Here is a 26,225-nt window from a genome sequence, read left to right as displayed (position 1 = left end):
CCAAAAGCCTTATTACAGGGCAAATTTAGAATTGCTGGCCTATTTTCCCCATACTTTCTTCCTGAGCCCTGAAATGCTTATCATACTAAATCCGTTGAGTATGGACTACATATCAAGAGAGGCACTCAGGCAAAACGGAGAATAAATAATCAGTTTTTAATAACTGAATTTAGCATCAGTTGTACTTAATTTAAATGAATCAACCCTAGGGAGCAGGGGGGATCGAACCTAAAATCCATTTTAAATTTGATTATAACCAGCTACTTAACCTCAGCTAATCCACGGAACTTTCTTTCTGGATTAATACCTCACCAGCGATTAAACGTTGGGCTGCTGAAAGTAAAACATCCTCAATATAGGGCTTGACAAAATAACCTTTTGCCCCTTTAGCGGCGGCAAGATGCTGCATTTTTTGCGTCCCTTGGTAGGCAATTATCGCCACTGGTATCCCCTGAAGTTGTTCATCCTCTTGCAGACGAGAGAGTAATTCTAACCCATTCAGGCGAGGCATTTCGATATCGCAGAGAATCAGATCACAAGCTAATCCGGCCTGTAATTTTTCCCATGCTTCTAAACCGTCCTGGGCCTGTTCAATGCGATAACCAGCTTTAACCAAAGAAATCGCTAACATTTCCCGCACTATTAACGAATCATCGACAATCAAGACGAGAGGACTCGATTGTGCTAACAAATTAGCGGAATCACTATCAATAATCGTTGTATCGGAGGATGAAAGCTGATTAGAGGTCGCTTTAATACTATTAGCTAGTAATACTTCCCCCGCAATCATTCTTTCAGCTGCCGACAGTAAATCTATTTCCGTGTAGGGCTTGGTAAAATAACCACTGGCCCCTAATTTCGCCGCCACCTGACGATGACGTTCCGAGCCTCGGGAAGTCAACAAAGCCACGGGAATCGTCGCTAATCGGGGGTATTTTTGCAAATTAGACAGTAATTCCAGGCCATTCATGCGGGGCATCTCGATATCACAAAAAACGATATCACAGGGCAAACCACCGCGTAATTTTTCCCAAGCTTCTTGACCATCCCGAGCTTGTTCCACACGATAACCAGTTTTACTAAAGCTTAAAGAGAGCAATTCCCGAACAGTAATCGAATCATCGACAATCAGAACCATAGCCTCGGATTTTTGGCTAATTTCCACATCTACAGGCGGTACAGATTGGTGCCAAAGACCACCGTTATCGATACGCAGACGACCGCTGGCGATGTCGATCAACTCTAACACATCGCCGACGGGCATCACCGTACCATCGCCTAAAACCGTCGCCCCAGCAATCCCAGCCGTTTTCGGAATCGGTCCTTCGATCTGTTTGATCACGATCTCCTGTTCCCCGATCACTTGATCCACCTGTACCGCGAGGAGATTATTACCACCGCGCAGGATCACGATCACAAAAGAGTCTTCCCCCTGTTTGCCGGTGTAAAAACTACCGCGACTAAGTTGTCGATTGTAGGAAAGCAAATCGCTCAAGGGTTGGAAAGGTAGTAAAGTGTTTTGCCAGAAAACGCAGCGCCGTCCCTCCCGATCCATTTGGATATCCCTGGCCCGGAAATCCCTCACATCTTCCACTCCGTCCATGGAGAAACCGATGCGAGCATGATTACTAACACAACAGAGGGCCTTACAGATACTCAGGGTTAGGGGTAAACGGAGGGTAAAAGTGGTTCCTTGGCCCAGTACCGAGTCAATAGTAATCGTCCCGCGCACATCGATTAAACTGGTACGCACCACATCTAAACCCACCCCACGACCGGCAAAATCATCGGCCTGATCTTTGGTACTAAAACCGGGATGAAAAAGAATTTCATAGACTTCTTGGGTACTGAGGTTTTGAGCTTCCCGATCGCTGATCAGGCCTTTTTCGATCGCCTTAAGTTTAACCAGATTAACATCAATACCGGCCCCATCATCACTAACGGTGATCACGGTTTGATTGCCCTGTAGGAATGCCCGGACCGAGATCGTACCGTGGACAGGTTTGCCTTTGGCCAGGCGTTCTTCGGGTGATTCAATGCCGTGGGTGATCGCATTGTTGACCAGATGGATCATGGGACTATTGAGATTTTCGAGGATCATCTGATCGATGAGAACACCCCCTCCTTCCACTTTTAATTTGGCTTGTTTGTGCAGTTTCAGGGAAATATCGTGAATTGCCCGGGGTAGATGATCGGCAGTTTGACTAAAGGGAACCATGCGCGATTTGGTCATCCCTTCCTGTAGTTGGGTGGTAGCCTGTCGCAGACTGCGCGTCACCTGATCGGTTTCATCGACGACAAATTGAAGATCAGAGGCCGATTCTCGCACGCGCACGATCAATTCGATCATCTCTTGGGATAATAAGTGGAAATCGGTAAAACGGTCGATCTCTAGGGCATCTAGTTCCCCAGTCATAGTCGAATTGCCCTGATTTTTTCCCTGAACTCCACCATAACCGATGGCACCGCCAGCATTGCGACTAGCCAGTAAAGCCCCTTCTAGGAGGCTTCTTTCATAGAGATCCTGCATCCGAACGCCCACATCGCTGAGATTTTGGACGCAGGTTAGCAAATTATCTAAAAAGAGACGCAGGCGATCCTGTTCCTGTTCAAGGTGATTGCGTTTAACCACCAGTTCCCCGATCAGATTGCTGAGGTTGTCCAATTGTTTGATCGGCACCCGCATCGTCTGTTCAAAAGCTTTACCAACAAGGGGACGCAGGTTATTTAACCCGACCGGTGGATTGGTTTCTTCGAGGAGTTTTTCTAAATCCTTGAATTCAGGCTCTGGGGAGCTTTCCGTGGCAATTTCCAGTGATTCTAACCGTTGGAGAGGTTCTGTCGCGGCCAGCGGCTCCCCTGCTGTGGATTCCGAGAGGAGGACCTCTAGGGATTCAAAGATGTCCGGCAGTGGCGATTGCGCTGGTGGAGTGGGTTTTTCCAGAAAAGCTTCTAAGTCTTCGAGGCTGTCGTAAAAATTCGGGTTGCTGATGGTTATAATTGCTTCTGAGTCCTGGACTGTTGCATTTTCTAGCAGCAGCGATTCCAGATCATCCCAATCTTCGGCTTCTGACTTGGCAGCAGTCCCACGGGTAGAATGAAGATCATTAGTGGCGGTTTCTTCCCAATTGATGCTATCGCTAAAAAGTTCTGCTAATTCCGGTTCTAAGGGCAAGAAAGACAGGGTTTGGTCAAGAGAAGCCCCATACCTCGCCGCTGGCGGGGAAGTCTGCTCAAATAAAAAGCTAAGTTCGTCTAGGGTCTCGTCACCGTCGGTGTCTTTGTCTTCCAAACTCTCTAACAACTGTTCGAGATCTTCGTTAAAGAAATGATCCCAGTCGGGTTTCATCATGATTTGCTTCCTGCCAAGTCTTCCTTTTTGGTCAACCAATGCGCTCTCTCTAGCTTCAGATTACCCAGAATTTTACCCGATAAATCCATCCACTAGGAATTTTTTTATGGCTAATCAAACTCTTGGACTCGATCGACAATTTTATTCCTATTATCAATCTATCTGTCTGCGAGAATCTCCGATTTTAGCTCAATTACGTCAAGAAACTGCCTCTCAACCCCTGGCAGTCATGCAGATTGCCCCCGAACAAGGTCAGTTTATGGCTTTTTTGGTACAGGCGATCGGGGCGAAAAAAGCCCTAGAAATAGGGGTTTTTACCGGTTATAGTGCGCTAGTGGTAGCCTTAGCTTTACCCCCGCAAGGCAAGCTCATCGCCTGTGATCTGAGCGAAGAATATACCAGTATAGCCCGCCGTTATTGGCAGCAGGCCGGTGTCGCCGATAAAATCGATTTAAGAATTGCCCCGGCCCTGGAGACTTTAGATAAATTAATCGCCGGGGGAGAAAGTAATAGTTTTGATTTTGTCTTTATCGATGCCGATAAAAGTAATTATGATTGCTACTACGAACAGGCGTTACAATTGGTCAGAAGCGGCGGAATTATCGCTATTGATAATGTTTTTTGGTCAGGACGGGTAGCGACGGCCGATAGCAATGATAATCGCACCAAAATTATCCGTTCCCTTAATGCCAAAATTCAGCAGGATGAACGGGTCAATATCAGTATTATTCCTATTGGTGATGGTTTGACCCTGGCCATGAAAAAGTGAATAAGCTAAGAGGTATTAGAAAAGCTTTTGCTCTTGCGGAAACCACCCAGGACAACGCTACATCCCTTAAGCTCCTTAACGACAGCACTAAGTTATAAGTTATCAGTTCAACGGAGAGGGTGGGATTTGAACCCACGTTAGGTGTGACCCTAAAGCAGATTTCGAGTCTGCCGCATTCAACCACTCTGCCACCTCTCCACAGGGTTTGAGTCTGGATTATTATTTTAACAGATTACTTGTCCTAGGATTGATTTTTTTTTATGAATCAAGCTCCTTTTCTTCCAGTTAACCATCCCCGGCCTAACTTTCTCGACCGGTTAGGGAGTCTCTGGAAATTTTCCCGTCCCCATACGATTATCGGCACTTCTTTAAGTGTTTTAAGTCTGTATTTGATTGCTTTAGGCAATATTAGCGATTTTTTTAGCCATTGGTCGGTTTTATTGCTCACTTGGACTGCTTGTCTTGCGGGTAATGTCTATATCGTCGGTTTAAATCAGTTGGAAGACATCGACATCGATAAAATCAATAAACCCCATCTTCCCCTAGCCAAGGGCGAATTTTCTCGGTTAACAGGCGGGTTGATCGTGGGTTTTAGCGGTATTTTAGCAATCATACTGGCTTTTATCGGTGGTTTTTGGCTGTCAATCACCGTGGGGATTAGTTTACTCATCGGCACTGCCTATTCCTTGCCACCAGTGCGGTTAAAACGCTTTCCCCTCTGGGCAGCCTTCTGTATTTTTACCGTCCGGGGTGTCATCGTTAATTTAGGTCTTTTTCGCCACTACAACACAGTTATTAATCAAAATCAGTCTATCTATCCCTCAGTCTGGGTTTTAACCGCTTTTGTTCTCGTTTTCACCGTTGCGATCGCTATTTTCAAGGATGTTCCTGACCTAGAAGGCGATCGCATTTACCAAATTACCACTTTTACCCTGCTGCTCGGCCCAGAAAAAATCTTAACAATTTCCCTCTTGACAATTTCTCTATGTTATGCAGGTATGATTGTCGTCGGTCTCTTGGGAATAACGGGAATTAATTCTCCTCTGGCCATTGTCGCCCATCTGCTCCTACTTGTTCTTCTTTGGTGGCGTAGTCGCGGAGTAAATTTAGAAGATAAAAGCGAAATCAGCCGATTTTACCAATTTATTTGGAAATTATTCTTCCTGGAATACCTGATATTTCCCCTTGCTTGTTTAATATGAAAATATCTCCTTTTTTAGCGGCCATTCCCTCACTTTTGCTAGGTGGCACAAGCGCACCTAGTCAAGAAACCATCTCCGAATTCCACCAGGGAATAAGTTGGAGGCACTCCGAGGAGATAGGAAGGAGCAGTACAGCATCCGAATCAACGACCCGTACCGCATCTGTTTCGTTTGGACAGAAAGCGGACCTTCTCAAGTAGAGATAGTGGACTACCATTGAGGTGAAAGATGATCCGAGTACCAACCCATCGCGCCCCCAGCCATCCAGGAGAAGTTCTCCTTGATGATTTTCTGGAACCGATGAACCTGACACAGCGAGAGCTGGCTTTAAGACTTCACGTTCCTTACCAGCGAGTCAACGAGCTAGTCAATGCCCGACGAGGCATTACCCCCAGCACGGCACTCCGTCTGGCAAAGTTCTTCGGCAACTCACCCGATTTCTGGCTGAATCTGCAATTGCGGTGGGATATTTATCAGGTAAAAAAGAAGGAGGACGGGGAAATAGAGAAAATATCTCCTCTAAAGTGTTGTAAAATGACAAATTTTAGTGAATTATAATACAAACATTCGAGAAATCTACGAATATGCCCGACGAAAATACGGAGAACCAAGAAGCTCAAATGACAATGCCATTTGTTAGAGCTACTGACATTGCTGAATATATTCGTTATCAATCATGCGATCGCCGTTTTAAGTTAAAGTACAAAGATTATGAACTTGCCAAAAAAGATATTCCTTTTTATGAGTTGATTTTTTCAACCTCTTTAGACCCGTTTTTAGAAGCAGAAGGTCGAAAAAGAGAGGATGAATGGGAGAAATCACTTAAAAAAGAAGGATTAGTAGATTTAATCCAAAGAGAGCAGAATTCTAAGGAAGACAAATCAACTAATTGGAATGACTTTGTTGAAAAGTTAACAAATTTGTCAGTCGGACAAAAAGCTTATGGACGAGAAATTGGTATCAATGGAAAACTGGGAGAATTTGAGATTAGTGGGCAAATTGATTTTGTAATTGTTTTTTGGGAAAATGAACAACCTAAACTGCGATTAGTTGAGTGTAAAGCGTCTCGAAAAGATAGAACTTATCATCGAGTACAAGTTGCTTTATATAGAATGCTTTTACGTCAACTGATAAACGATAATCCAATCACTATCAATGGAATAAATTTAAAGCCTAAAAATATTGAATGTGTTGTAGTTCGCATTGATGAAAATACTAATAAAAGTCAAGATATTATTAAATCTGAAGCTTTAAACCTAGATACAATAGAAGCTGATATTAATCGTTTAATAGCTTCTGATGGTGTGCTAAAACGTATTATTGAAACTGATTTAACTAATTTAGATTATCAATTAGACCAAAAATGTAGTGACTGCACATGGAGTGTTCATTGTTTAGCTGAAAGTGCCAGAGAACGCCGTTTAGAATTATTGGGAATAGATTCATCAGTTGTTAAATCATTGAATAAAGTAGGTATTCAAAATCTTGATGATTTAGCCGAGATTGACTTAGAAGGAAATCAAGCTATTCAACTTCAACAAGATATAAGTTTTACAGAGAATCTAGAACTGCTTCAATTAAAGGCAAACACTCGTCGGCGGACTCTTCCTGATGGAGACTTAGATCCAGGAACCTATGAAGTGCAACAACTGCCAAAATATTCAGGTAACAGTCAACTTCCTGAACATAAAATTAATGGAGAAAGACTCATTCGTGTCTATCTTTCTGTTGAATATGATTATGTAGAAAATAGAATAGGTGCGCTGGCTGCTCATGTTACTAAAAGTGAGGGAAAATTAGACCCAAAATTTGAGCAAAATGCAGATGGTAAATGGCGACCAGATCCTAACATTAAAGAATATTTAGAAGAAGGAATTGATGAAAATAATAAACCTATTTTTAAAGAAAAAGAACTTGAAGGAGAAGATTTAATTAAATTTAAAACTTCAGCATGGACAGGAGATTATAAAGAAGATAATGGTTCTGAAAAAGAGTTAATACAAGGATTTTTATTAGAATTAGTGGGTGCAATCGACTCGGTTGCGGAAACAGAACAAGCCCCCATTCATTTTTATGTTTGGTCACGTCAAGAAATGACTCAATTAGTTGAAGGATGTTCTCGCGTTAGTTCTCAATTATTAAGTCGTTTACGAGAATTGTTGGGTTGTCGGGAAAGTTTAGAACAACTTATTTACTCTTGTCTTTCCGATGAAGTAGATCGTCGTTATGCTTTAGGATGGACAGGTAGAGATTTAGCCGTTGTAAGTTCTCTAAAGTGGTTTGGAAGGCGTTATCATTGGCAACGAAAAATTAGTGGTAAAGTTGTTAGTTTAGATCAAGTTTTTTTTCAAGATGTTTTTGATTTTAAGACAAACTTAGAAATCGATGAAAATAATCAATGGGCAGTATCAAATTCTCAAAATACCCGTATAAAACAAGATGAAATTACGGGAAATTGGGAAAAACTTTTACAGGGAAATCGAGGTCTTTATCTTGTTGTTCATGATGAACGTGAATCAAAACGTAGCAATCAAATTGAAGTGAAAATAATCAAAAATATTCTTGATGCAGGAGGAAAAATTCCTGATGGTTCTACTGCAATTCTTACACCCCATCGCGCTCAAAGATCGCTACTAAAAACCAAATTAGCAAATTATATAAATGCTGTAGATGTAATTGATACAGTCGAGAAAGTGCAGGGTGGTGAGCGTGACAATGTGATCGTTTCTGCAACAGCAAGTAATCCATCAGCAATTGGCAAGACTGTGGAGTTCATTCTTAGTTTAAATCGCTCAAACGTTGCATTTTCAAGAGTTAAAAAGCGTTTAATAGTAGTTTGCTCTAAAACTCTCCTAGACTATATTCCAAAAGAGATTGAACACTATGAAGAAGCAACATTATGGAAAGCTTTACGTTCTGAATGTACCGATACTCTGTTTAATGACAATATTGATAAGCATCAAGTACAGGTTTTGACAAGATCACTAAAAAGCCGAACTAAGGAAGGCGATTAAGGATAACTTTGCTGCCTTGATTGACTACTGGGCGATCGATTGGGATTATGACGGCATAACCTGATTTGATGCTGACTTGTAATTGATAATAACTGAGTAATGCAGTATTAAGAGACAGGCTAAATCCTTAGGAGAGATTTACAAAATTGTAACCAATCTTTTCAAATAGATAAATCGTGCGTCAATCTATTCCCAGCCTGAAACCTTATAAGTCTCTCTCTCCTAAACGTTTTGTGAGAACTATTAACATTAATCAATTTCATTGTAATTTAAGAAAAGATGCTGATTTTTCGCCTATCTCAAGCGCGTAGATTTTTGAGGATTAAAGATGATGGTAGGAGATTCTTAGATTTAGGCAAATTCCCCGAAAACCGCCCCCTTTGTCAGGAAGCATTTATAGAGATTATGATGACTATTTGAGCAATGATTTATGATATAATCAAGACGGCTGACCAAAATAGCACCTAAATTCAGAACTATCTAGAATTACAGCTTTAATTTCCGCCTAACTAAACTATGACTAAATATCATCAAATCACCGTTAACAATCGTCAGACGGGCGAAAAAATTACCACCACCGTTCCTGAGGATAACTATATACTCCACAGTCTGGAAAAACAGGGCTATCAATTACCCTTTTCCTGTCGCAATGGAGCTTGTACCAGCTGCGCGGTCAGGGTATTATCGGGAGATATCCATCAACCAGAAGCGATCGGACTATCGCCGGAATTAAAAGCCAGAGGTTATGCTTTACTTTGTGTCAGTTATGCCCGTGGCGATCTGGAAGTAGCCACCCAGGACGAAGATGAAGTCTATGAACTGCAATTCGGTCGCTTTTTTGCTCGTGGGAAAGTGCGTTTTGGTTTACCCTTAGATGAGGAATAGATTAGGGATTAATCGTGCTAGATACCAGCAGCCAATTAGAAAAATACTTAGACATTGCCAGCGAAGCCGCCCTAGCGGCGGGAACAATTATCCTCGATAATTGGGGTAAAATCGAGACAATAGAAGAAAAAGGGCGATCGGGCGATTTAGTGACAGAAATAGATCGTCGAGCGGAAACAGAAATTCTCAAAATTATTGGCCGTCACTTTCCCAAACACGGGATTTTAGCGGAAGAGTCGGGAAAACTGCCAGGGACCGATAGCGACTATCTCTGGGCGATCGATCCTCTCGATGGAACCACCAACTATGCCCACGGTTATCCCGTAGCCGTCGTCTCCATCGGACTCCTAATCGCAGGGAAAGCATCAGTAGGAGTTATCTATAACCCCTTTAGAAAGGAACTATTTCGGGCAGCTCGGGGTTTGGGGGCCACCCTGAACCGTCGTCCCATCCATGTCTCCCGGACCGGTGAACTAGAAAAAAGTTTACTGGTGACGGGTTTTGCCTACGATCGCTGTCAAACCCCCGATAATAATTATGCCGAATTCTGTTATTTGACCCATCTGACCCAAGGGGTACGCCGCAGCGGTTCCGCTGCCAAAGACTTAACCGATGTGGCCTGTGGGCGCTTAGATGGTTATTGGGAACGAGGAATTAATCCCTGGGATCTGGCCGCGGGAGTTATTCTGATCGAAGAAGCTGGGGGTAAAATTAGCGCCTACGATGAGAGTCCTTTTTTGATAGAAACGGGGCGAATCCTGGCTACTAACGGACAGATTCACACCCCCTTAAGCCAAGCTCTGCAAAAAGCGGCTTCTTGGAGCTTTCAGTTTTAATGCGATTATCATTTTGATTAAAGTTAGGATACTCTCTATGACTTTTCCAATTTCCCAGGGATTATTTCAATATGATTTAATCGATCACTTCGCTATTTTAGGAGTCTCGATCGATGCCGAACAGGAGGAGATTCGCCAGCGTTACTTAAAAATCGCCTATAAACTCCATCCTGATACCTGTCGCACTTACACCCCCGATGAAAAGGAACAGGCTCATCAGTTACTTTCAAAATTAGTTAACCCCGCCTACGAACATCTGAGCCACGATCTATCTCGCGAAGAATTTCGCCTTGTTTTAGCACAAATGGGCAAGGCAATGGGGAGAGATTTGAGTAAAATCACCATCAGTAGCGAACCAGCTAGAAAACTAGCCCAATCTAGCGCTAACTACGAATTAGTCTATCAAAAAATCCTGCAATCTTTGGCGATCGATCAATATACCGCTCTGGAAAATACCTATCAAAAAATCGCCCAACTCAGTGAACTCAATCTCGTTTATCTGATCTTAACCGAAGGTCGGGGCAACAGGAAAACCACCCCGAAAGTCTTTATCTCCCAGGGCAATACTAACCAGTCCGAGTTAGTTAGAGCGACTGTAACCACGGCAGCCCCAGCTAAAGCGAAGGAATCGCCCCTAGAAGCCTATATTCGCCGCGCCCAAGCTTCTCTTGACGAAAATAACCCCGCCCAAGCTTTGCGAGAATTGCGCGATGCCCTGCGGCAAGAACCGGATAATGGCATCTGTCACGCCCTGATCGGTTTAGCCTACCTGCGACAAAATCAACTATCCATGGCCCGGGTTCATATCAATCGCGCTTGGCAAACCAACCCCAAAGATGCGACGGTGATTAGGAGCAAACGGGAACTAGATAAAGTAATTAATTCTAATACTGAAATGCCAGACCAGAAAGGACAAAAAGAGGAAGGAGAGCGCAAGGGCGGTTTTTGGTCTCGATTTGGTGGTAAAAAGAAATAGGACTGACCAGTGCCACCGATTTTGATTAGCAAACTCCCTTGACATCCTCGCCGCCGTAAAACGGACGGCGATTCCCAAACCTCACGATTTGGGTTTCTGCTTCTTTCCCGAAGGATTTTTCGCACCTGCCGCCCCAGATTTACTCTGTTCTGGTCTTATGGTCGCTCTACAGACTGACACCGCAAGCCCTGCGGCCAAAATATTTTTACTGGCGTTAATATCTCGGTCATGGTGCGTCCCACAGTCTGGACAATCCCACTCTCGAACATTTAACGGCATTTTCTCAGCAATATACCCGCAATTACTACACCTTTTAGAACTAGGAAACCATCTATCTATTTCGATGTAATTTCTCCCATACCAACGGCATTTATAGGCTAATTGTCGGGTGATTTCTCCCCAACTAACGTCAGATATTGCCTGAGATAATTTCGGGTTTTTGACCATATTCTTGACAGCTAAATTCTCAACCACAATCGTTTGGTTTTCACGAACTAATTGAGTGGTTAGCTTATGTAAATGGTCTTTTCTACTATCGGTGATTTGAGCGTGAATCTTGGCTACTTTGATTCTTGCTTTTTCCCGATTTTTTGACCCTTTCTGTTTTCTCGAAAGGCTTTTTTGTGCCTTTCGCAGTCTCCGATAATACTTGTTAAAATGCTTGGGATTAGACACTTTATCGCCGTCGCTGGTAATTACTAGGCTACTAATTCCTAAGTCAATTCCGATGGCTTTATCTGTTACTGGTAATGGCTTAATTGTTGGGTCATCAAATCTAATTGAGATATGCCAACGTCCAGAAGGATGTAATCTGACTGTTACTGTGCTTGGTTCACAGCTTTCTGGTATTTGTCTTGACCATCGAATAGGTAAAGGTTCTGTGCATTTGGCTAAATAGATTTGTTTGTCTTTAAATTTAAAAGCAGATTTGGTAAATTCGGCACTTTCTCCTTGATGTTTTTTCTTAAAGTTAGGATACTTAGTACGACCAGCAAAGAAGTTAGTGAAAGCTGTTTGTAAATGTCTTAACCCTTGTTGTAAAGGTACACAGCTTACTTCATTGAGAAAGTTTAATTCTTCTTGTTTTTTCCAATCGGTTAGCATTGAAGAAGTTTGAACATATCCTACTCTTTCTTGTCTTTCGTACCATGCTTGTGTTCGTTCGTGGAGAGCTTTATTGTAAACTAATCTTACACAGCCCAAAGTGCGCCGCAATAGCGACTCTTGTTCGGGTGTGGGGTAAAATCGAAACGAGTAGGCTTTTTCCATGTCTCACATTCTAGCATATATTTTGTAAATGTGCTAATATTTAACAGTAAAGCCGTCGTAGAACGACGGGGTTTCAGACCCAAAATTTTCGATGATTCATCAACCCCCGGCGGGGACAAGGGATTTATTACCCCTAGAAGTTACCCAAAAAGGCTGGATTAATGATCGCCTTCAGTCTGTCTTTCAGCGTTGGGGCTATCAAAGGATCGTCACCTCCACCATTGAATGGCTCGATACCCTCACCGCAGGCGGTACGATCGATCCCAGCACCGTGATCCAACTCCACGGGGATAGTCAAGGACTATCGGGATTACGCCCTGAATTAACCGCTTCCATTGCGCGTAGTGCCGTCTCCCGCATGAGTGGGGAGTCCTATCCCCAACGTCTCTGTTATCGGGCCAACGTTTTTCGTCGCCCTAGCGCCGGTTATCACGGTCGTCAAGTGGAATTCTATCAAGCGGGGGTAGAACTGCTCTTTTCTGGCGGTTTACTAGCTGATGCCGAGATTTTACTGCTCTTGGCTGACTGTTTCGATAGTTTGGCCGTCCCTAACTGGCAGATTATTTTAGGAGAAGCGGGTTTGACTCGTTCCCTACTTTCCCCTTTTCCCGGTCCCTTACGCGAACAGGTGAAACGCTGTTTAGCCCTCCTGGACTACGTTAGCCTCGAAAATCTTCCCTATCCCAACGAAATCCTCCGGCAGCAAGCCCGACAATTATTTCATCTGCGCGGTAATCCTGAGGATGTCCTCGCACAAGTGGCCCTATTAGCCCAGGAAGAATCAGCCCAAAAAGCCGTTAATAACCTTAAATCCCTAGTAGAGCTGCTTAATGCCGATCGCTCTAGTCCTTTCCCCCTAATTCTCGATTTAAGTCTGATTCAAACCTTTGATTACTACACCGGCATCGTTTTTAAAGCGGTTAGTGATCACCAGCAAAATCTCAGTATTTTAGGCCAGGGCGGACGCTATGATCAATTATTGGGCGTTTTTCATCCCCAGGGCCAATCGGCTCCGGGTATCGGTTTTTCCCTAAATATCGAAGAACTGCACGAAAGTCTATTATCAGGGCAGATTTTACCCACCCAAGCTCCCCCCCTCGACTGGTTACTTATCCCTTTGGGTAATAACGCCCAGATAGCGACTTTTAGTAAAGCTCGCTCCCTTCGCACCAGTGATCCGAATCTGAGGGTGGCGATCGATTTAGGTGGTCGCAGCGAGGCACAAATTCGCACCTATGCCCGCGATCGAATGATTAAAAATCTCGCCTGGGTGCAAGAAGATGGTTCCGTGATCGAAGAATCTCTCTAAAAGGGGGCAAAAGTGGCGAAAATCCTGTCTTTTATCCGCTGCTATAGGACTCTATCTAGGGTTTGCGGCAAAAAGTACGGGCGAAGCATTCGGGCAATAACCTATCGGTGAAACCGTAGATTTTTTATCCGAATGCTTCGCCCCTACAGGACAAAGATGTAGATGTAGGTTGCTCTAATGGGAAGTTTTGTGACGACAAGTGGCATTGATGATATTTATGGGGAATAATAGATTTAGATGAGTGCCTAACTTTCCAATTGGTAGCGACTTGCCATGAACCCAACAACCGCCAATTATGATGAACCTTGGAAAGAAGCATTAACCGAGTATTTTGAAGCGTTTTTATACTTCTTTTTTCCCGAAGTTCACCAATTGATTGATTGGACAAAAATTCCCGAATCCCTAGAAAAAGAACTCAAACGGATTACCGCTTCAGCAAAGACAAAAAAACGTTTCGCTGACAAACTCTATAAAGTTTGGTTACTCAGAGGTGAAGAAGTCTGGATTTTGATTCATATTGAAATTCAAAGTCAATACGAAGAAAACTTCCCTCAGAGGATGTATATTTATAACTATCGTGCCTTTGATTTGTATCAGAAACCAGTTATCAGTCTGGCAATTTTAGGAGATGAACGAGTAAATTGGCGACCAGATTCCTATAATTATACCATTGCTGGCTGTGAAGTGAGTCTGAAATTCCCAACGGTTAAATTACTGGACTATGAGGAAAGATGGACAGAACTAGAAACAAGTAGCAATCCCTTTGCTATAATAGTGATGGCACACCTGAAAACAAAAGCGACTACTGGAAAGATGCCACAACGGGAACAGTGGAAGTGGAAGTTAATCAGGGGATTATATGAAAAGGAGTTCGAGAGAGAACAGATAATTAAACTGTTTGAAATCATCGACAATATGATGACTTTATCCGCTGAATTACAGTCAAGTTTAGAAAGTAAAATCAAACAATTTGAGGAGGAAAGAACCATGCCTTTAATGAGTAATATGGAGTTACGAGGAATCGAACGCGGTAAAGAAATTGGTAAGGAAATTGGGGAGTTACGAGGGATAGAACGCGGTAAGGAAATCGGTAAGGAAATTGGGGCGTTAGAAAATGCTCGTGATTTTGTCAAAACAGTTTTGCAAGCTCGCTTAGGTGAAGTTCCTTTAGATGTGGAACAATACCTGAATAAAGTTTCGGTACTATCTACATTACAAGAGATTGTTAAATTAGCAGCTACTGCTAATTCTCTCGCAGAATTTAAGCAGTCTTTGGCAAAAATCAATATCTAGAAAACGGTTTTCTTTGAGAAACTCTTTGAGAAACCCGTTTTCTTTGAGAGACCGGATACCGACCTCTGGCTTTTTGTTTTAATGGTGGACATTTACTTCGTTTTCTGTATTTTTGGCTGCAAAGTTGTAGATAGGGTAACTTTCATCGTGTTTGTATTGGCTGTTTCTGCTCCAATGTTGAAAAACAGATATTTGAGTCCTCCCTGCGCCTTTAGGCTGACTGAACCATTAATTTCAACAGTCAACTTACTTTCTACATCTACCTTACTAGAAAGAGCTTCCATGACAGATTCAAAGAGTTCTTGCAACTGAACTGCGACGGTTTCCTCTTGTGGTCCCAAAGTAGTCAGGATTTCCTCATCCTCAGTTTGTAAGCTACTAACTGAAGCTGGATCGACGGCTGTGGCATATACTTTAATTGGCATGGTCTTCCTCCTTGGAATTTTTTTGCTGTACAATCGAGAAATCTGGATCGCCATAAATACAATACAGTAGCCAAAATAAGTTTCTCTCATTGGCTGCAACTTCTTTGGCTTTGGCTACAGCCTGTCCGATAGTAATTTTCTCATCTGGGTTGAATAATTCACGGTAAACAATTTCGGCAAAGTTGACGGCATATTTCACTGGTACGGCTCCTAAAGTTCCAATGAAAGCATCTGCACCACGCTGATAAAATTTCCAGCCAAAACTGCTAAATTTTCCAAAGGTTAACACGGGAACGGTTGAAGCACAGGCGTTAGCAAACACAAGACTACCTGGCTCAAGGGGTAGCCTTAGAATGGTTTCAGGGAGCAAGTTTTCAATTCGGGTTTTGTTTTTATCGCCAGCAATTTGGAGTAGGTGCGGTTCTAAATGTCCGTGACAGGTAAAATGAAGCGCATCTGTGCCTGGAATAGCTTTTACAAGGGACGAAATTGGCTGTTTAGCTAACAATTGTACCGCTTCCAGGGGGAGAAGATTAGAGAATAGATGGGTAGCTCGCTCTGCTTCCGAGGAAGGTACATCTCCACCGACAATATTGACAATCCGCTTGATTTGTCTTTTTCCCTTACTTTCAGGTCTATTTTTATCTGGTAAATCTTGACTATCGCTGAGGCGAGGAGAGCGAGCAATAATAAACTTCTTTCCCCAAAAATCTTCGCCGTCGTACATTAATTCCCAAGGAATCCACTGTTCATTAGTGGAGATAATGACAGGAGAACCAATCTTCCAATCTCGCACTTTTTTTGCTACTTCAGAGGGAATTAACATCTCGAACAAGTTAGCGCCAACACTCTGAAGATTGAAACAGATACTCTCCCAACGCTCATCAGAGGGGTTTCCTTGTTGCACTACTTCTGTCAGGAAAGCATTCAAACTTCGCAAATCATCTTCAATTTGTTGCTGAATATTAGGAATTGTTTTCTTCCACTCGCCTAAGCGATTCGCTGGGAAGATAGTATAGAGTAATTTACTTTCTCTCTCAATCCAAGTAACATTAAGTGTATGTTTATCGGGATTAACCGTCATACTTTCTAAGTTTTTGAGACCATCAATTGGGTCTTCCATTGATAAAACTTTTGGCGATTTTTCACGATACCTGTAGGAACTTACATAAGTTTGAACGATTACATACCCAACTCTTGTTGCTCCTCTGAAAAACTCAATCTCAATAACTTGCTCACCTCTTTCAAGAGGAACAAGGGTAAAAATCACTTCGTTGGAATCGCCTTTAACTGGAACAGTCAACTGCTGCTGATAAGGTCTTATGGCAAATGCTGGAGCAGTAACCTTGACATTTAGTTCAACTTGCTTAGTATTACGTCCTACTGTAAGCAAAATTTTTTCTAGAACACGAGTAAATTTTGGAATCTCTTCAGTTAGCTGAATCTTTAAATCAACTTTTTGTTCAAGAACACATCCTGATGGGAATTCGATTCGAGTGTGGCGTTCAATTGTTACGCTTTTATCTTTATCCCTAGCAAAATATTCACGGAACCGATAGATTAAGGGTAGTTTTTGCTCGCAGTATAAGATTTTATCCTTCTCCTCCTCGTCAATAATACATAGCGTTTGCATAATCCTTCTGCGCTCGTTCATGGTTAGGCCTTTACTGGTAATAGCGCTTCTATCAACAATTACTGATAAGTTTGTTTCTGGATGAGTCAGCAGTTGAAATTGAATACAGAAATCAGCTAACTCGAAATATTGATCCTTAATAGCTTGATAAGCTGTCTCAAGGAGGTCCAAATCGACTTGGTTCAGAATAGTTGCAAATTCAGCTACAAGGCTTTGAGTTTCAGCAGCAAATTTCTTTAAGAGAGTATCAGCTTCACTAAACTTATTTTGTCCCAACAATGCAGCAAGTTGTACGAGTTGCCTATTGCGAGTGTTAGGAAAGTATGCAGCCAAAGCATAAGCCTCGGCGAATTCCCCTTCTCCCAGAAGAGCGACAATCGGTTGCAGCCAAGTTTCACGGGGTGTTTCACTGCGAGTTTCCATTTCCTATACCCTTCCTAACAACGTGGAAAATCTCGTCCTCACTGGTACTGGTAATCTTAATGGCACGGGTAATGCCTTGTCAATCTGGCAATTAATGCCCCGGTCGCTTTTACCCGGGCAACAGATAGCACCACGACCAATATTAACACCATTGTTACTAACGTCTTTACCGATGCTAATGGGGCAACAGCCGGAAATCAAGCTCTCGGGATGAACAGCGCTGTTTTAGTGCGGGACAATAGTTCTTCTACTTACCTAATTATCAACGATGGTACAGCAGGCTTCCAAAGTGCTAATGATTTGGTGATTAATCTGACTGGGTTAACGGGTAGTTTACCGGCGCTAGGTACTATTGCGGTCAATAGTTTCTTTGTCTAAATTAATGGGGGGATTAATTCCCCCCTTTTAATGCTCCCGTTCAAGTAATTTTGATACAAAAAAAGTTAAGAGGCTCTTCTCGACTTTGTGTTATAAGTAGCTGGTTATAATTAAATTAAAAATGGATTTTGCCTCTGATCCCCCCTTAGTCCCCCCTTGATAAGGGGGGTGCCGATCCCCCCTTAGTCCCCCCTTGATAAGGGGGGTGCCGATCCCCCCTTAGTCCCCCCTTGATAAGGGGGGTGCCGATCCCCCCTTAGTCCCCCCTTGATAAGGGGGGTGCCAATCCCCCCTTAGTCCCCCCTTGATAAGGGGGGTGCCAATCCCCCCTTAGTCCCCCCTTGATAAGGGGGGTGCCAATCCCCCCTTAGTCCCCCCTTGATAAGGGGGGTGCCAATCCCCCCTTAGTCCCCCCTTGATAAGGGGGGTGCCGATCCCCCCTTAGTCCCCCCTTAATAAGGGGGGTGCCGATCCCCCCTTAGTCCCCCCTTGATAAGGGGGGTGCCGATCCCCCCTTAGTCCCCCCTTGATAAAGGGGGTGCCGATCCCCCCTTAGTCCCCCCCTTGATAAGGGGGGTGCCGATCCCCCCTTAGTCCCCCCTTAATAAGGGGGGCATCTGATAATTTTTAACGCCTACCTACTTGATTTTTGCTTATGAAACCGTGAAATACCTATCAAGCAAGACTTTTAGGGCTATTTTGACGTTCGGCGATGCTCAGTCGAGCCGCAGAAGAAACTAGAAAATATCAGTATAGACCTCGTTTCCACACATAAACCAGAAGAACCCAAATACTGATGGGCAGTCAGGAGTTTAAACTTGTGGAGAGACTGTAAGACTCGTTGGGATTCGTCTTAAAAAGCAGGTTTCTGTGAAGCAAGAATCTCCCATCACACAGCTTGGCATTGTGATGGCGAGAGTGTCAAAATTGTGTTCAATTACTCGTCATCCCAGTCATGCCTTCCAGCGGTCAAGTGAAATCGATTTTTTTTCTGATCCTCTTTCTCCTCAGTATTCTAGGGGGTATTCTACTGGCTTCGCTACTTCAACAACCAGCGATCGCCCAATCTCCCTCCTCGGATACATTGCTAAATCGTTATCAAATTGGACAGCAAACCTATCTAGAAAATTGTGCCAGCTGCCATATTGCCATTGCTCCCAGTATCCTACCGAGTCAAACTTGGAAAAAAATCCTAGAAAATCCTAATTCTCACTATGGTATCCGTTTAAAACCAATTGTCGGCATTACTCAGCGTCTTATCTGGGATTATCTCAGTTATTCTTCCCGCCCTCTTAGGGAGACTACTTTTGTTCCCCTCCTAATTGAACAGTCCAGCTATGTAAAGGTTTTGCACCCTAGGGTCAATTTACCCACTCCTCTCGGTCACACCACCTGTGTCACCTGTCATCCCAACGCTTCCCGCTACGATTATCAAACCCTTACCCCCATCTGGGATGATGCAGCCTAATCAGTTATCAGTTTTCAGTTTTCAGATGTGAGTTTTTAGTTCACTGATTACTGTTTACTGATCACTGAGAGGGGGTGCAGTGAGGGTGATTTCGCCGATTTGGTCAGCTTTACCCATTAATTGGGCAGGGTTGTCGTTAAGAGAGATTTTAACAGCACCAGCATTGCCCGATCGAATATTTAAACTCTTTTGGGCTGTCCAAGTTCGTTTGGTCCCGGGTTGGAGATTGCCTTCGTGGACTTTTTTGCCATCGGCAATTACCCTTACCCAAGTGGCCTGTTCAATAGTTACTTCGGCTGAGAGGGGAACTTTTGGCGGAGGAGAAGGGGAAGGAGAGGCTACCAGCGCAGGAGGGACTACCGGTGCGAGGGAACCCACGGGGGAAGGAGAGGGAGTAACGGCAGGGGGATTAGAGAGAGGGGGACGGAGGAAAAGATAGCCAATACCACAAAATATGCCCGCCAGTAAGCCTAACCAGAGATATATCCCGAAAAAGGTCGATTTAGCTGGTTGGGGGCTAGTTTCTGGGGCCGGGTTTTCTGGTTTCACTCGTTCCGCTTTTGGGGCAGCCGGTTCAGCCTTGGAGATGGGGGTAGCTTTTGTGGGCAGTGTTTTCGGGATAGTTACCTCTTGGGCTAATTGTTCCGCACTAGGAGACAAGCGATCGGCTAAAGCTTTACCATCAATTTTTAGGGCATCACCGTAGCGTTTGATAAATCCCTTGACATAAATTAATTCTGGTAATTTCTCCCAATTCCCCGTTTCCAACGCTTCTAGCATTGGCAATCTAATCATCGTCACGGCGGCGATATCGTCTATGCTCAGGCAGCTTTCTTCTCGTTTTTGACGTAAATAAGTCCCGATTTCCTTGATTTGTTCGGCTTGTAGGGGACTGAGTTGACTCATAATTCCAGTCATAATCTATACCAACTTAGATGATAATCTCGATTTTGTTATTTTGGGATAATCTGTTCTCTAGAAGTTCCCTTTACTTTGTCGTCATTACCAGCGAAAAGGTTGCAAAAACCAGCAAAAATCGGCAATACTTGCCAAAGTTAAGTTTTTTATTTCAGGGTGACTGCACTGGCCAGTCAGTACATACATTTGTTCTTAATGCTTGTTTTTCTCCAACTCTCAGCATATCGTTAATTAGGGCTGGCTGAATAAATAGAACTCTTGCAAATTAATTATATGTTATAATGATGGGTTAACTAATTTTCCCCAAAAAATTAGTTAATCAGTACATTCGTCCTGAATGAAAACTTGAAGTTTAACTTTTAACTCAAAACTCTTTAGAGCTGCTTTAATTTGGTTATCAAAACCTCTTTATTTAAGCGGCACAAACTATCTCAATTATAAAAATTGAGAATAAATTCTCCTTGACTTGATTAATCTTTAGGCAACTTTTAAGAAGCTGCTATACCTATCCCTAACTCACAGTTATAAATAGCCGCCAACAAGTTAACTCTTAAACTATATCTTCGACGACGATTCCGATATTTACAGGATAAGATTTTAAAGATTTTGAGTTTCCTATTTATATGTTCAATGATAATCCTTTCTTTGGCTAAAGCCTTGTTATACTCTTTTTCTAACTCTGTTAATTTTCTATTTTTCGATTTCTTTTTCGGTGTATAACTATTACTATGGTATGCAGCTATTCCCTGATAACCACTGTCTTCTATGCTGGTAGTTAAAGGATGAAAACGAACTCGACTTTTTTTAAATAAACTAAAATCATGACCTCTACCTTTCCCACAAAAGACACAGATAATTTCCTCGGTATTTTGATCAGCTACTAATTGGGATTTTAAAGTATGATAACCTCTTTTACCCGAAAAAAAATCTTTCTGTTTCTTTTGGGGGCGTTCAATGGGAGTTTCCGTCACATCCATTACCGTTACGACCGGTATCTCTGCTTGATTGAGTAAAGCTTTTTTTCCTTTTAAACGGAAGTTTCCCGATTGTAAAAGCATTTTTTCCGTCTTATTTACAATCCGACATATAGTTGATTCTGATAGTTCCCAGCTTGTACCAATGTGAAAATATGTTCTATATTCTCGCCAATATTCTAACGTTACTAAAACTTGTTCTTCTATAGATAGTTTAGGTTTCGGTCCCCTTTTAGATGGTGAATTAGAGTCGGCTTCAACACTTTTTACTGATTCTACCATCTTTCTATATGTTTGTTTGTACACACCGAAACGGCGTTTGAATTGTTCATCTGATAAGTTTTGATAATCCATAATTTTGCTAATAAACATAGCAAAATTATAGATGATTTCCTGACCTAAGATCACATTTTATTCTTTTTTCCACTTCAATCTAAGAATTGAGAAAAAAGCAAAACCTTATATTATACCATAAAAAAATTATGCAAGAGGTCTAATCTAAAAACCTTGTTGGATAAGACTTTTAGACTTTTTGTCAATCAAAAAGTATCCGATATGGGAGTGATCGGGGGGAAAATTCAGCTACTTTTTCCCTGAAAATTAGGTAATTGACTACCTCAAAATCGGTAAAACCCTACACCCTACACCCTACACCCAAGAAAAACTTTTTGCCGCAAACCCTAATTATGACCTTTATTCCCCATCCCGACGCCACCCCCCTTCACCTTACCTGTGCCGTAGTCACGGTGAGCGATACTCGTACCCCAGAGACGGATAGAAGTGGCCAAATAATTCAAGAGTTACTAACTCGATCGGGTCACGATATCGGCCTATACTTAATTATCCCCGATGAACCCTTACAAATTCAAGCAATTTTACCAGAGATTAGCAATCAAAATCAGATAAAAGTCTTAATTCTTAATGGGGGGACGGGTATTGCTCCTAGAGACACCACCTACGATGCTTTAGTACCTTTATTAAGGATTACTTTGCCCGGTTTTGGCGAATTATTTCGTTATCTTAGCTATCAGGAAATCGGCTCCCGTGCCATGGCATCGAGGGCAATAGCTGGGGTTTATCAAAACCTATTGGTCTTTTCTCTCCCTGGTTCCACTAATGCCGTTAAATTAGCCCTAGAAAAACTGATTCTTCCTGAAATTTTACATCTGGTTAAACAGATGAATGGATAATTGATAAGGACAATTTTCTCGGTTTTCTATGCTCGATCAAAAAGAACTTTTGTGTTTATTACAATTGGCTAGTCCCATTTTACCCGTGGGGGCCTATAGTTATTCCGAAGGGCTAGAAACCCTCGTCGAAAAGGGGATTATCTCCAATAGTGCCACCTTGAATGATTGGTTAGAGCGATCGCTTTGTCAAGGCTCGATTCGCTTAGAAGCGGCTGTTTTGCTAAGGGTATATCGTTGTTTTTGTCAAGAAGATTTTACAAAACTTAATTATTGGGACAATTGGTTATCGGCAACGCGGGAAACGGCCGAATTAAGACAACAAAGCTGGCAAATGGGGCGATCGCTGTTAAACCTATTGCGGGAGTTAGCACCAGACAGAGATAATCTACTGGAACAGGCTAATTATGCCACCGCCTTTGCGATCGGGGCAAGTCATTGGCAAATTGGGGAAGAATTAGCGGTTTTAGGCTATTTACACAGTTGGGCAAGTAATTTAATCAATGCAGGACTGCGTTTAATTCCCCTTGGACAAACCCTAGGACAAGCGCTTCTGATCGGTTTACAGCCCAGTTTATTAACAGCAACAGCAGATATTATCAGTTTAGCCGATGAAAACCTGACCAGTTGGAGTTGGGGGCTAAGTTTTGCCAGTATGAACCACGAAACCCAGTATAGTCGTCTATTTCGCAGTTAGCAATTTAGGGAGAAAAGCAGGAGAATGACTTAAAAACCAAATAAGGTATAGTATGATTGAAAAAAATCTTAAGTCCTAGTTCTCACTTTCTGAGTGACGGAGGGTTTTAAGGAAAGATGCGAACACTTTACCTAGCCACAGTGTACCAATGTTTAGTCAATCAGAAAAAATTCCCGTTTCGGTGTTAATTCCCGCCAAAGACGAGGAATCTAACCTTCCCGCTTGTTTAGAGAGTGTTGCTAGGGCTGATGAAGTGTTTGTCGTCGATTCCCAAAGTATCGATCGCTCGATCGAAATATCTACCAACTATGGGGCTAATGTAGTCCAATTTTATTTTAATGGTCGTTGGCCGAAAAAGAAAAACTGGTCCCTCGATAACCTGCCTTTTCGCAACGAATGGGTATTAATCGTCGATTGTGATGAGAGAATCACCCCCGAACTATGGGACGAAATCGCCACCGTGATCCAAGATTCCAACTATAACGGTTATTATCTCAATCGTCGCGTTTTCTTCCTCGGACAATGGATCCGTTATGGTGGCAAGTATCCCGACTGGAATCTGCGTTTATTTAAACATAAGTCGGGTAGATACGAGAATTTAAACACGGAAGATATACCCAACACGGGAGATAACGAAGTTCACGAACACGTTATCCTTAATGGCAAGGTGGGCTATCTAAAAAATGATATGCTGCACATCGATTTCCGCGATATCTATCATTGGTTAGAAAGACATAATCGTTATTCCAACTGGGAGGCCCGGGTTTATTACAATATTCTCACGGGTAATGACGAAAGCGGCACGATCGGAGCGCACCTCTTCGGTGATGCGGTGCAGAGAAAACGTTTTTTAAAGAAAATTTGGGTAAAATTGCCCTTTAAACCGCTGCTCCGCTTTATTCTCTTTTATGTTATCCGTCTCGGTTTCTTGGATGGCAAAGCTGGTTATATCTACGGTCGTCTTTTGAGTCAGTATGAATACCAAATTGGGGTTAAATTGTACGAATTACGGAGATTTGGCGGTAAATTAAACGTTAATACCCATGTTAATCCCCCGATTAAACCCTCGGAACCTCAACCGGTAGAAATGATTAAATAGGTCCTATGTCCCCAGAAATCCGCACCGATGAGGAAGCATGGCTAGATCTGCGTACCTACGATCAATCTTGGTTCGATCGCGGTCGTTCTAATCCAATTATCCTACTTTGGTGGTTAGTACAGGGAATTCTTTTTCCCCTCAGTTTGCACCAGATGGATAGCTTTCGCTGCGCTGTTTTGCGGCTATTTGGGGCTAAAATCGGCCTTGGGGTGAAAATTCGCCCGACGGTAAGGGTGACTTATCCCTGGAAAGTGGCGATCGGCGATTATACTTGGATTGGCGATGATGTGGTGATTTATAGTTTAGATAATGTTACCATCGGCAGTCATTGTGTGATTTCTCAAAAATGCTATCTTTGCACTGGCAGTCACGATCCCGGCGATCGCTCTTTTGGCTTAAAAACCACTCCCATCCTCATCGGTAATGGTACATGGATCGCGGCCGATTGTTTTTTGGCTCCGGGGGTAAAAATTGGCTCTAATGTTGTTATTGGGGCAAGAAGCAGCGTATTTGCCGATATTCCCGCTCAAAAGGTCGCTTGGGGTAGTCCCTGTCGTCCTCAATACGATAGAAAGATGAATTCTTATAGCAGTTAAGCTAAGAGGCATTTTTGGCGGTCTTCCGCTCGCTTTTGCCCCACTGTTTCCCACGGGACATATTAAGCTGTTCGTAATTTAATTAGCATTTTTATCGATTTTTGTCAAGATATATTTGACACAATTTATTAGAAAAAGGGTTTCTAATTAAAGAGGGCGAATGCAATTCGCCCCTACAATAATAATATTATTATTGTGCCAATGGTAGGGGCGCATCGCGTGCGCCCAGAATGTCCTAAGTAGGTAGGCACAATTATTTGGGCGAATGCAATTCGCCCCTACAATAATAATAATATTATTATTGTGCCAATGGTAGGGGCGCATCGCGTGCGCCCAGAATGTCCTAAGTAGGTAGGCACAATTATTTGGGCGAATGCAATTCGCCCCTACAATAATAATAATATTATTATTGTGCCAATGGTAGGGGCGCATCGCGTGCGCCCAGAATGTCCTAAGTAGGTAGGCACAATTATTTGTAGGATGGGTTAGCGGTAGCGTAACATAATCGGGCGTTGGGTTTCATGCTTCAACCCAACCTACGTTCATTTTATATTTAATTCCACCCACCTACTTATAGATATTTCGACAAAATTGAAAGGCAGAAAAAGGGTTTATAAAGAAACCCTTTTTCTAGTTTCCAACTAATCCTATTTGACCTAATAGGTAAGGTATGACGCTCAAAAACTTTTTGACGCACTAGAAAATTTGTTTCCAACTAATCCTATTTGACCTAATAGGTAAGGGTCGAGATAGCCTTTGACGATGTTTTATTACTCAATGGGTTTCCAACTAATCCTATTTGACCTAATAGGTAAGGTTTTAGCTGATAGAGTTGAAAATGGCGAAATTATCGGGTTTCCAACTAATCCTATTTGACCTAATAGGTAAGGAAGGTTTTGATGCGCCGGACAGCCCAAGATGTTTTTGATATTTCCAACTAATCCTATTTGACCTAATAGGTAAGGCAAGGAAAAGGCCAAACAAGATGGTGTAGAATACAGTTTCCAACTAATCCTATTTGACCTAATAGGTAAGGCTTTTTTATAGGATTTATAGGAGGGCTGTATAAGTGTTTCCAACTAATCCTATTTGACCTAATAGGTAAGGACCGCACCAGATGCAGTTATTAAGTTCCTTTTCGTTTCCAACTAATCCTATTTGACCTAATAGGTAAGGAGTACCCCTTGGAAAGTCTCATCGAGAGGGGAAGACAGACCCCCAAATCGACGCACCTGCAAAAAGAGGGTTAAAAAGTGGTACTGGGGGGGGTAAAAGTCCCGATACCAAAGGGTAGAACCCTGACTGGGAGAGCAATCGACGCACCTCAACCAGAGAATCGGGGTTTTAGGTCGGGGAGGGGGTGCATCGATTTTCAGTCAAGAGTTAGGGGACAAGCTAGATGATGTAGAGATTTGGGGGTAGTTGAGGAGGAGAACCTCCCATCACCAACAATCTAGAGACAGCTTCTTCGGGAATCCCATAGAAGCGCACATCATCCTCTTGAGGATTGACCCTTTCTACT

The 26,225-nt window shown here is 42.7% G+C and carries 20 protein-coding genes, 1 tRNA gene, 2 pseudogenes and 1 CRISPR repeat array; of the genes and pseudogenes, 16 read left to right on the top strand and 7 right to left on the bottom strand.

The features are described from left to right. Positions 1-274: 274 nt before the first annotated feature. Entirely contained in the window at positions 275-3,352 is a 3,078-nt protein-coding gene (locus tag ACQY1Y_RS18705; RefSeq protein ID WP_430013334.1) for a hybrid sensor histidine kinase/response regulator, read from the bottom strand. Between the two features lie 106 nt (positions 3,353-3,458). Here ACQY1Y_RS18705 and ACQY1Y_RS18700 point away from each other — a divergent pair, with 106 nt between their 5' ends. Then, on the top strand, positions 3,459-4,121 hold the full coding sequence (locus ACQY1Y_RS18700; RefSeq protein ID WP_002752805.1) for a class I SAM-dependent methyltransferase: 663 nt from the start codon (positions 3,459-3,461) through the stop codon (positions 4,119-4,121). Positions 4,122-4,232: 111 nt separating this feature from the next. Here ACQY1Y_RS18700 and ACQY1Y_RS18695 read toward each other — a convergent pair. Beyond that, a tRNA-Ser gene (locus ACQY1Y_RS18695) sits at positions 4,233-4,319 on the bottom strand. 62 nt (positions 4,320-4,381) lie between these two features. On the opposite strand from ACQY1Y_RS18695, the gene ACQY1Y_RS18690 reads away from it, so the two are divergent. The 7 genes and pseudogenes from ACQY1Y_RS18690 to ACQY1Y_RS18660 all read left to right on the top strand — a co-directional run bounded on the left by ACQY1Y_RS18690 (position 4,382) and on the right by ACQY1Y_RS18660 (position 11,034). Beyond that, positions 4,382-5,323: a homogentisate phytyltransferase gene (locus tag ACQY1Y_RS18690; protein WP_069474128.1), complete on the top strand. Its 942-nt coding sequence runs from the start codon at positions 4,382-4,384 to the stop codon at positions 5,321-5,323. Between the two features lie 73 nt (positions 5,324-5,396). Next, positions 5,397-5,543, top strand: a pseudogene (locus ACQY1Y_RS18685) (type II toxin-antitoxin system RelE/ParE family toxin); the annotation flags it as partial. Between the two features lie 8 nt (positions 5,544-5,551). After that, positions 5,552-5,881, top strand: coding sequence for a HigA family addiction module antitoxin (locus tag ACQY1Y_RS18680; protein ID WP_193958981.1), 330 nt, complete (start codon positions 5,552-5,554; stop codon positions 5,879-5,881). 26 nt (positions 5,882-5,907) lie between these two features. Next, positions 5,908-8,337 carry an AAA domain-containing protein gene (locus tag ACQY1Y_RS18675; RefSeq protein ID WP_430013333.1) on the top strand — a complete coding sequence of 810 codons (2,430 nt, stop codon included), beginning with the start codon at positions 5,908-5,910 and terminating at the stop codon, positions 8,335-8,337. A 516-nt stretch (positions 8,338-8,853) separates the two neighbouring features. Next, positions 8,854-9,222: a 2Fe-2S iron-sulfur cluster-binding protein gene (locus tag ACQY1Y_RS18670; protein WP_002737677.1), complete on the top strand. Its 369-nt coding sequence runs from the start codon at positions 8,854-8,856 to the stop codon at positions 9,220-9,222. A gap of 14 nt (positions 9,223-9,236) precedes the next feature. Then, on the top strand, positions 9,237-10,058 hold the full coding sequence (locus ACQY1Y_RS18665; protein ID WP_430013332.1) for an inositol monophosphatase family protein: 822 nt from the start codon (positions 9,237-9,239) through the stop codon (positions 10,056-10,058). A gap of 37 nt (positions 10,059-10,095) precedes the next feature. Beyond that, a complete protein-coding gene (locus ACQY1Y_RS18660) occupies positions 10,096-11,034 on the top strand; it encodes a J domain-containing protein (RefSeq protein ID WP_069474130.1) in 939 nt (312 codons plus the stop codon). 81 nt (positions 11,035-11,115) lie between these two features. On the opposite strand, the gene ACQY1Y_RS18655 is transcribed toward ACQY1Y_RS18660, so the two are convergent. Next, the gene (locus ACQY1Y_RS18655) at positions 11,116-12,303 is read right to left on the bottom strand and encodes an RNA-guided endonuclease InsQ/TnpB family protein (protein ID WP_430013331.1); all 1,188 of its coding nucleotides are present in this window, start codon (positions 12,301-12,303) and stop codon (positions 11,116-11,118) included. Positions 12,304-12,394: 91 nt separating this feature from the next. Between ACQY1Y_RS18655 and ACQY1Y_RS18650 the strand changes: the two genes are divergently transcribed. Then, positions 12,395-13,612 (top strand): ATP phosphoribosyltransferase regulatory subunit, encoded by a 1,218-nt coding sequence (locus tag ACQY1Y_RS18650; RefSeq protein ID WP_430013330.1) that lies wholly within the window; start codon positions 12,395-12,397, stop codon positions 13,610-13,612. A gap of 273 nt (positions 13,613-13,885) precedes the next feature. Continuing rightward, positions 13,886-14,905, top strand: coding sequence for a hypothetical protein (locus ACQY1Y_RS18645; RefSeq protein ID WP_430013329.1), 1,020 nt, complete (start codon positions 13,886-13,888; stop codon positions 14,903-14,905). Between the two features lie 92 nt (positions 14,906-14,997). Here the strand turns inward: ACQY1Y_RS18645 and ACQY1Y_RS18640 are convergent, their stop codons facing one another. Continuing rightward, a complete protein-coding gene (locus tag ACQY1Y_RS18640; RefSeq protein WP_194018217.1) occupies positions 14,998-15,330 on the bottom strand; it encodes a hypothetical protein in 333 nt (110 codons plus the stop codon). Further along, positions 15,320-17,386, bottom strand: coding sequence for a CHAT domain-containing protein (locus ACQY1Y_RS18635; protein WP_430013328.1), 2,067 nt, complete (start codon positions 17,384-17,386; stop codon positions 15,320-15,322). The genes ACQY1Y_RS18640 and ACQY1Y_RS18635 overlap by 11 nt, the downstream gene beginning before the upstream one ends. On the opposite strand from ACQY1Y_RS18635, the pseudogene ACQY1Y_RS18630 reads away from it, so the two are divergent. Both ACQY1Y_RS18630 and ACQY1Y_RS18625 read left to right on the top strand, forming a co-directional pair. Next, positions 17,370-17,764: pseudogene (locus ACQY1Y_RS18630) on the top strand (bluetail domain-containing putative surface protein); the annotation flags it as partial. The gene ACQY1Y_RS18635 and the pseudogene ACQY1Y_RS18630 sit on opposite strands and share 17 nt — an antisense overlap. Positions 17,765-18,719: 955 nt before the next feature. Then, positions 18,720-19,232 (top strand): dihem cytochrome c family protein, encoded by a 513-nt coding sequence (locus ACQY1Y_RS18625; protein ID WP_430013327.1) that lies wholly within the window; start codon positions 18,720-18,722, stop codon positions 19,230-19,232. Between the two features lie 54 nt (positions 19,233-19,286). On the opposite strand, the gene ACQY1Y_RS18620 is transcribed toward ACQY1Y_RS18625, so the two are convergent. Together ACQY1Y_RS18620 and ACQY1Y_RS18615 are read right to left on the bottom strand one after the other, a co-directional pair. After that, positions 19,287-20,150: a helix-turn-helix domain-containing protein gene (locus ACQY1Y_RS18620; RefSeq protein ID WP_430013326.1), complete on the bottom strand. Its 864-nt coding sequence runs from the start codon at positions 20,148-20,150 to the stop codon at positions 19,287-19,289. 488 nt (positions 20,151-20,638) lie between these two features. Next, positions 20,639-21,496, bottom strand: a complete 858-nt coding sequence (locus ACQY1Y_RS18615) for an IS5-like element ISMae4 family transposase (protein ID WP_420065461.1) — start codon at positions 21,494-21,496, stop codon at positions 20,639-20,641. Positions 21,497-21,810: 314 nt separating this feature from the next. Between ACQY1Y_RS18615 and ACQY1Y_RS18610 the strand changes: the two genes are divergently transcribed. The 4 genes from ACQY1Y_RS18610 to hpsU all read left to right on the top strand — a co-directional run bounded on the left by ACQY1Y_RS18610 (position 21,811) and on the right by hpsU (position 24,703). Beyond that, positions 21,811-22,314 (top strand): MogA/MoaB family molybdenum cofactor biosynthesis protein, encoded by a 504-nt coding sequence (locus ACQY1Y_RS18610; RefSeq protein WP_016514428.1) that lies wholly within the window; start codon positions 21,811-21,813, stop codon positions 22,312-22,314. A 28-nt stretch (positions 22,315-22,342) separates the two neighbouring features. Next, the gene (locus ACQY1Y_RS18605) at positions 22,343-23,008 is read left to right on the top strand and encodes an urease accessory protein UreF (RefSeq protein WP_430013325.1); all 666 of its coding nucleotides are present in this window, start codon (positions 22,343-22,345) and stop codon (positions 23,006-23,008) included. Between the two features lie 148 nt (positions 23,009-23,156). After that, positions 23,157-24,107 carry a glycosyltransferase family 2 protein gene (locus ACQY1Y_RS18600; RefSeq protein WP_002752838.1) on the top strand — a complete coding sequence of 317 codons (951 nt, stop codon included), beginning with the start codon at positions 23,157-23,159 and terminating at the stop codon, positions 24,105-24,107. A gap of 5 nt (positions 24,108-24,112) precedes the next feature. Then, positions 24,113-24,703, top strand: a complete 591-nt coding sequence (gene hpsU / locus ACQY1Y_RS18595; RefSeq protein WP_046661380.1) for a hormogonium polysaccharide biosynthesis acetyltransferase HpsU — start codon at positions 24,113-24,115, stop codon at positions 24,701-24,703. Positions 24,704-25,336: 633 nt separating this feature from the next. After that, positions 25,337-25,879: a CRISPR direct-repeat array (repeat unit 36 nt; unit sequence GTTTCCAACTAATCCTATTTGACCTAATAGGTAAGG). Positions 25,880-26,225 lie beyond the last annotated feature (346 nt).

Origin of the sequence: Microcystis ichthyoblabe FBCC-A1114, assembly GCF_050500245.1 — a bacterium.
GTDB classification, from domain to species: domain Bacteria; phylum Cyanobacteriota; class Cyanobacteriia; order Cyanobacteriales; family Microcystaceae; genus Microcystis; species Microcystis ichthyoblabe_A.
This window is presented reverse-complemented; position numbering and strand designations above follow the sequence as displayed.

What these genes read in the sequence shown, in the direction of transcription:
- ACQY1Y_RS18705 (WP_430013334.1), bottom strand. Translation starts at nt 3,352, where the DNA reads ATGATGAAACCCGACTGGGATCATTTCTTTAACGAAGATCTCGAACAG.
- ACQY1Y_RS18700 (WP_002752805.1), top strand. Translation starts at nt 3,459, where the DNA reads ATGGCTAATCAAACTCTTGGACTCGATCGACAATTTTATTCCTATTAT.
- ACQY1Y_RS18690 (WP_069474128.1), top strand. Translation starts at nt 4,382, where the DNA reads ATGAATCAAGCTCCTTTTCTTCCAGTTAACCATCCCCGGCCTAACTTT.
- ACQY1Y_RS18680 (WP_193958981.1), top strand. Translation starts at nt 5,552, where the DNA reads ATGATCCGAGTACCAACCCATCGCGCCCCCAGCCATCCAGGAGAAGTT.
- ACQY1Y_RS18675 (WP_430013333.1), top strand. Translation starts at nt 5,908, where the DNA reads ATGCCCGACGAAAATACGGAGAACCAAGAAGCTCAAATGACAATGCCA.
- ACQY1Y_RS18670 (WP_002737677.1), top strand. Translation starts at nt 8,854, where the DNA reads ATGACTAAATATCATCAAATCACCGTTAACAATCGTCAGACGGGCGAA.
- ACQY1Y_RS18660 (WP_069474130.1), top strand. Translation starts at nt 10,096, where the DNA reads ATGACTTTTCCAATTTCCCAGGGATTATTTCAATATGATTTAATCGAT.
- ACQY1Y_RS18655 (WP_430013331.1), bottom strand. Translation starts at nt 12,303, where the DNA reads ATGGAAAAAGCCTACTCGTTTCGATTTTACCCCACACCCGAACAAGAG.
- ACQY1Y_RS18650 (WP_430013330.1), top strand. Translation starts at nt 12,395, where the DNA reads ATGATTCATCAACCCCCGGCGGGGACAAGGGATTTATTACCCCTAGAA.
- ACQY1Y_RS18645 (WP_430013329.1), top strand. Translation starts at nt 13,886, where the DNA reads ATGAACCCAACAACCGCCAATTATGATGAACCTTGGAAAGAAGCATTA.
- ACQY1Y_RS18640 (WP_194018217.1), bottom strand. Translation starts at nt 15,330, where the DNA reads ATGCCAATTAAAGTATATGCCACAGCCGTCGATCCAGCTTCAGTTAGT.
- ACQY1Y_RS18635 (WP_430013328.1), bottom strand. Translation starts at nt 17,386, where the DNA reads ATGGAAACTCGCAGTGAAACACCCCGTGAAACTTGGCTGCAACCGATT.
- ACQY1Y_RS18625 (WP_430013327.1), top strand. Translation starts at nt 18,720, where the DNA reads ATGCCTTCCAGCGGTCAAGTGAAATCGATTTTTTTTCTGATCCTCTTT.
- ACQY1Y_RS18620 (WP_430013326.1), bottom strand. Translation starts at nt 20,150, where the DNA reads ATGACTGGAATTATGAGTCAACTCAGTCCCCTACAAGCCGAACAAATC.
- ACQY1Y_RS18615 (WP_420065461.1), bottom strand. Translation starts at nt 21,496, where the DNA reads ATGTTTATTAGCAAAATTATGGATTATCAAAACTTATCAGATGAACAA.
- ACQY1Y_RS18610 (WP_016514428.1), top strand. Translation starts at nt 21,811, where the DNA reads ATGACCTTTATTCCCCATCCCGACGCCACCCCCCTTCACCTTACCTGT.
- ACQY1Y_RS18605 (WP_430013325.1), top strand. Translation starts at nt 22,343, where the DNA reads ATGCTCGATCAAAAAGAACTTTTGTGTTTATTACAATTGGCTAGTCCC.
- ACQY1Y_RS18600 (WP_002752838.1), top strand. Translation starts at nt 23,157, where the DNA reads ATGTTTAGTCAATCAGAAAAAATTCCCGTTTCGGTGTTAATTCCCGCC.
- hpsU (WP_046661380.1), top strand. Translation starts at nt 24,113, where the DNA reads ATGTCCCCAGAAATCCGCACCGATGAGGAAGCATGGCTAGATCTGCGT.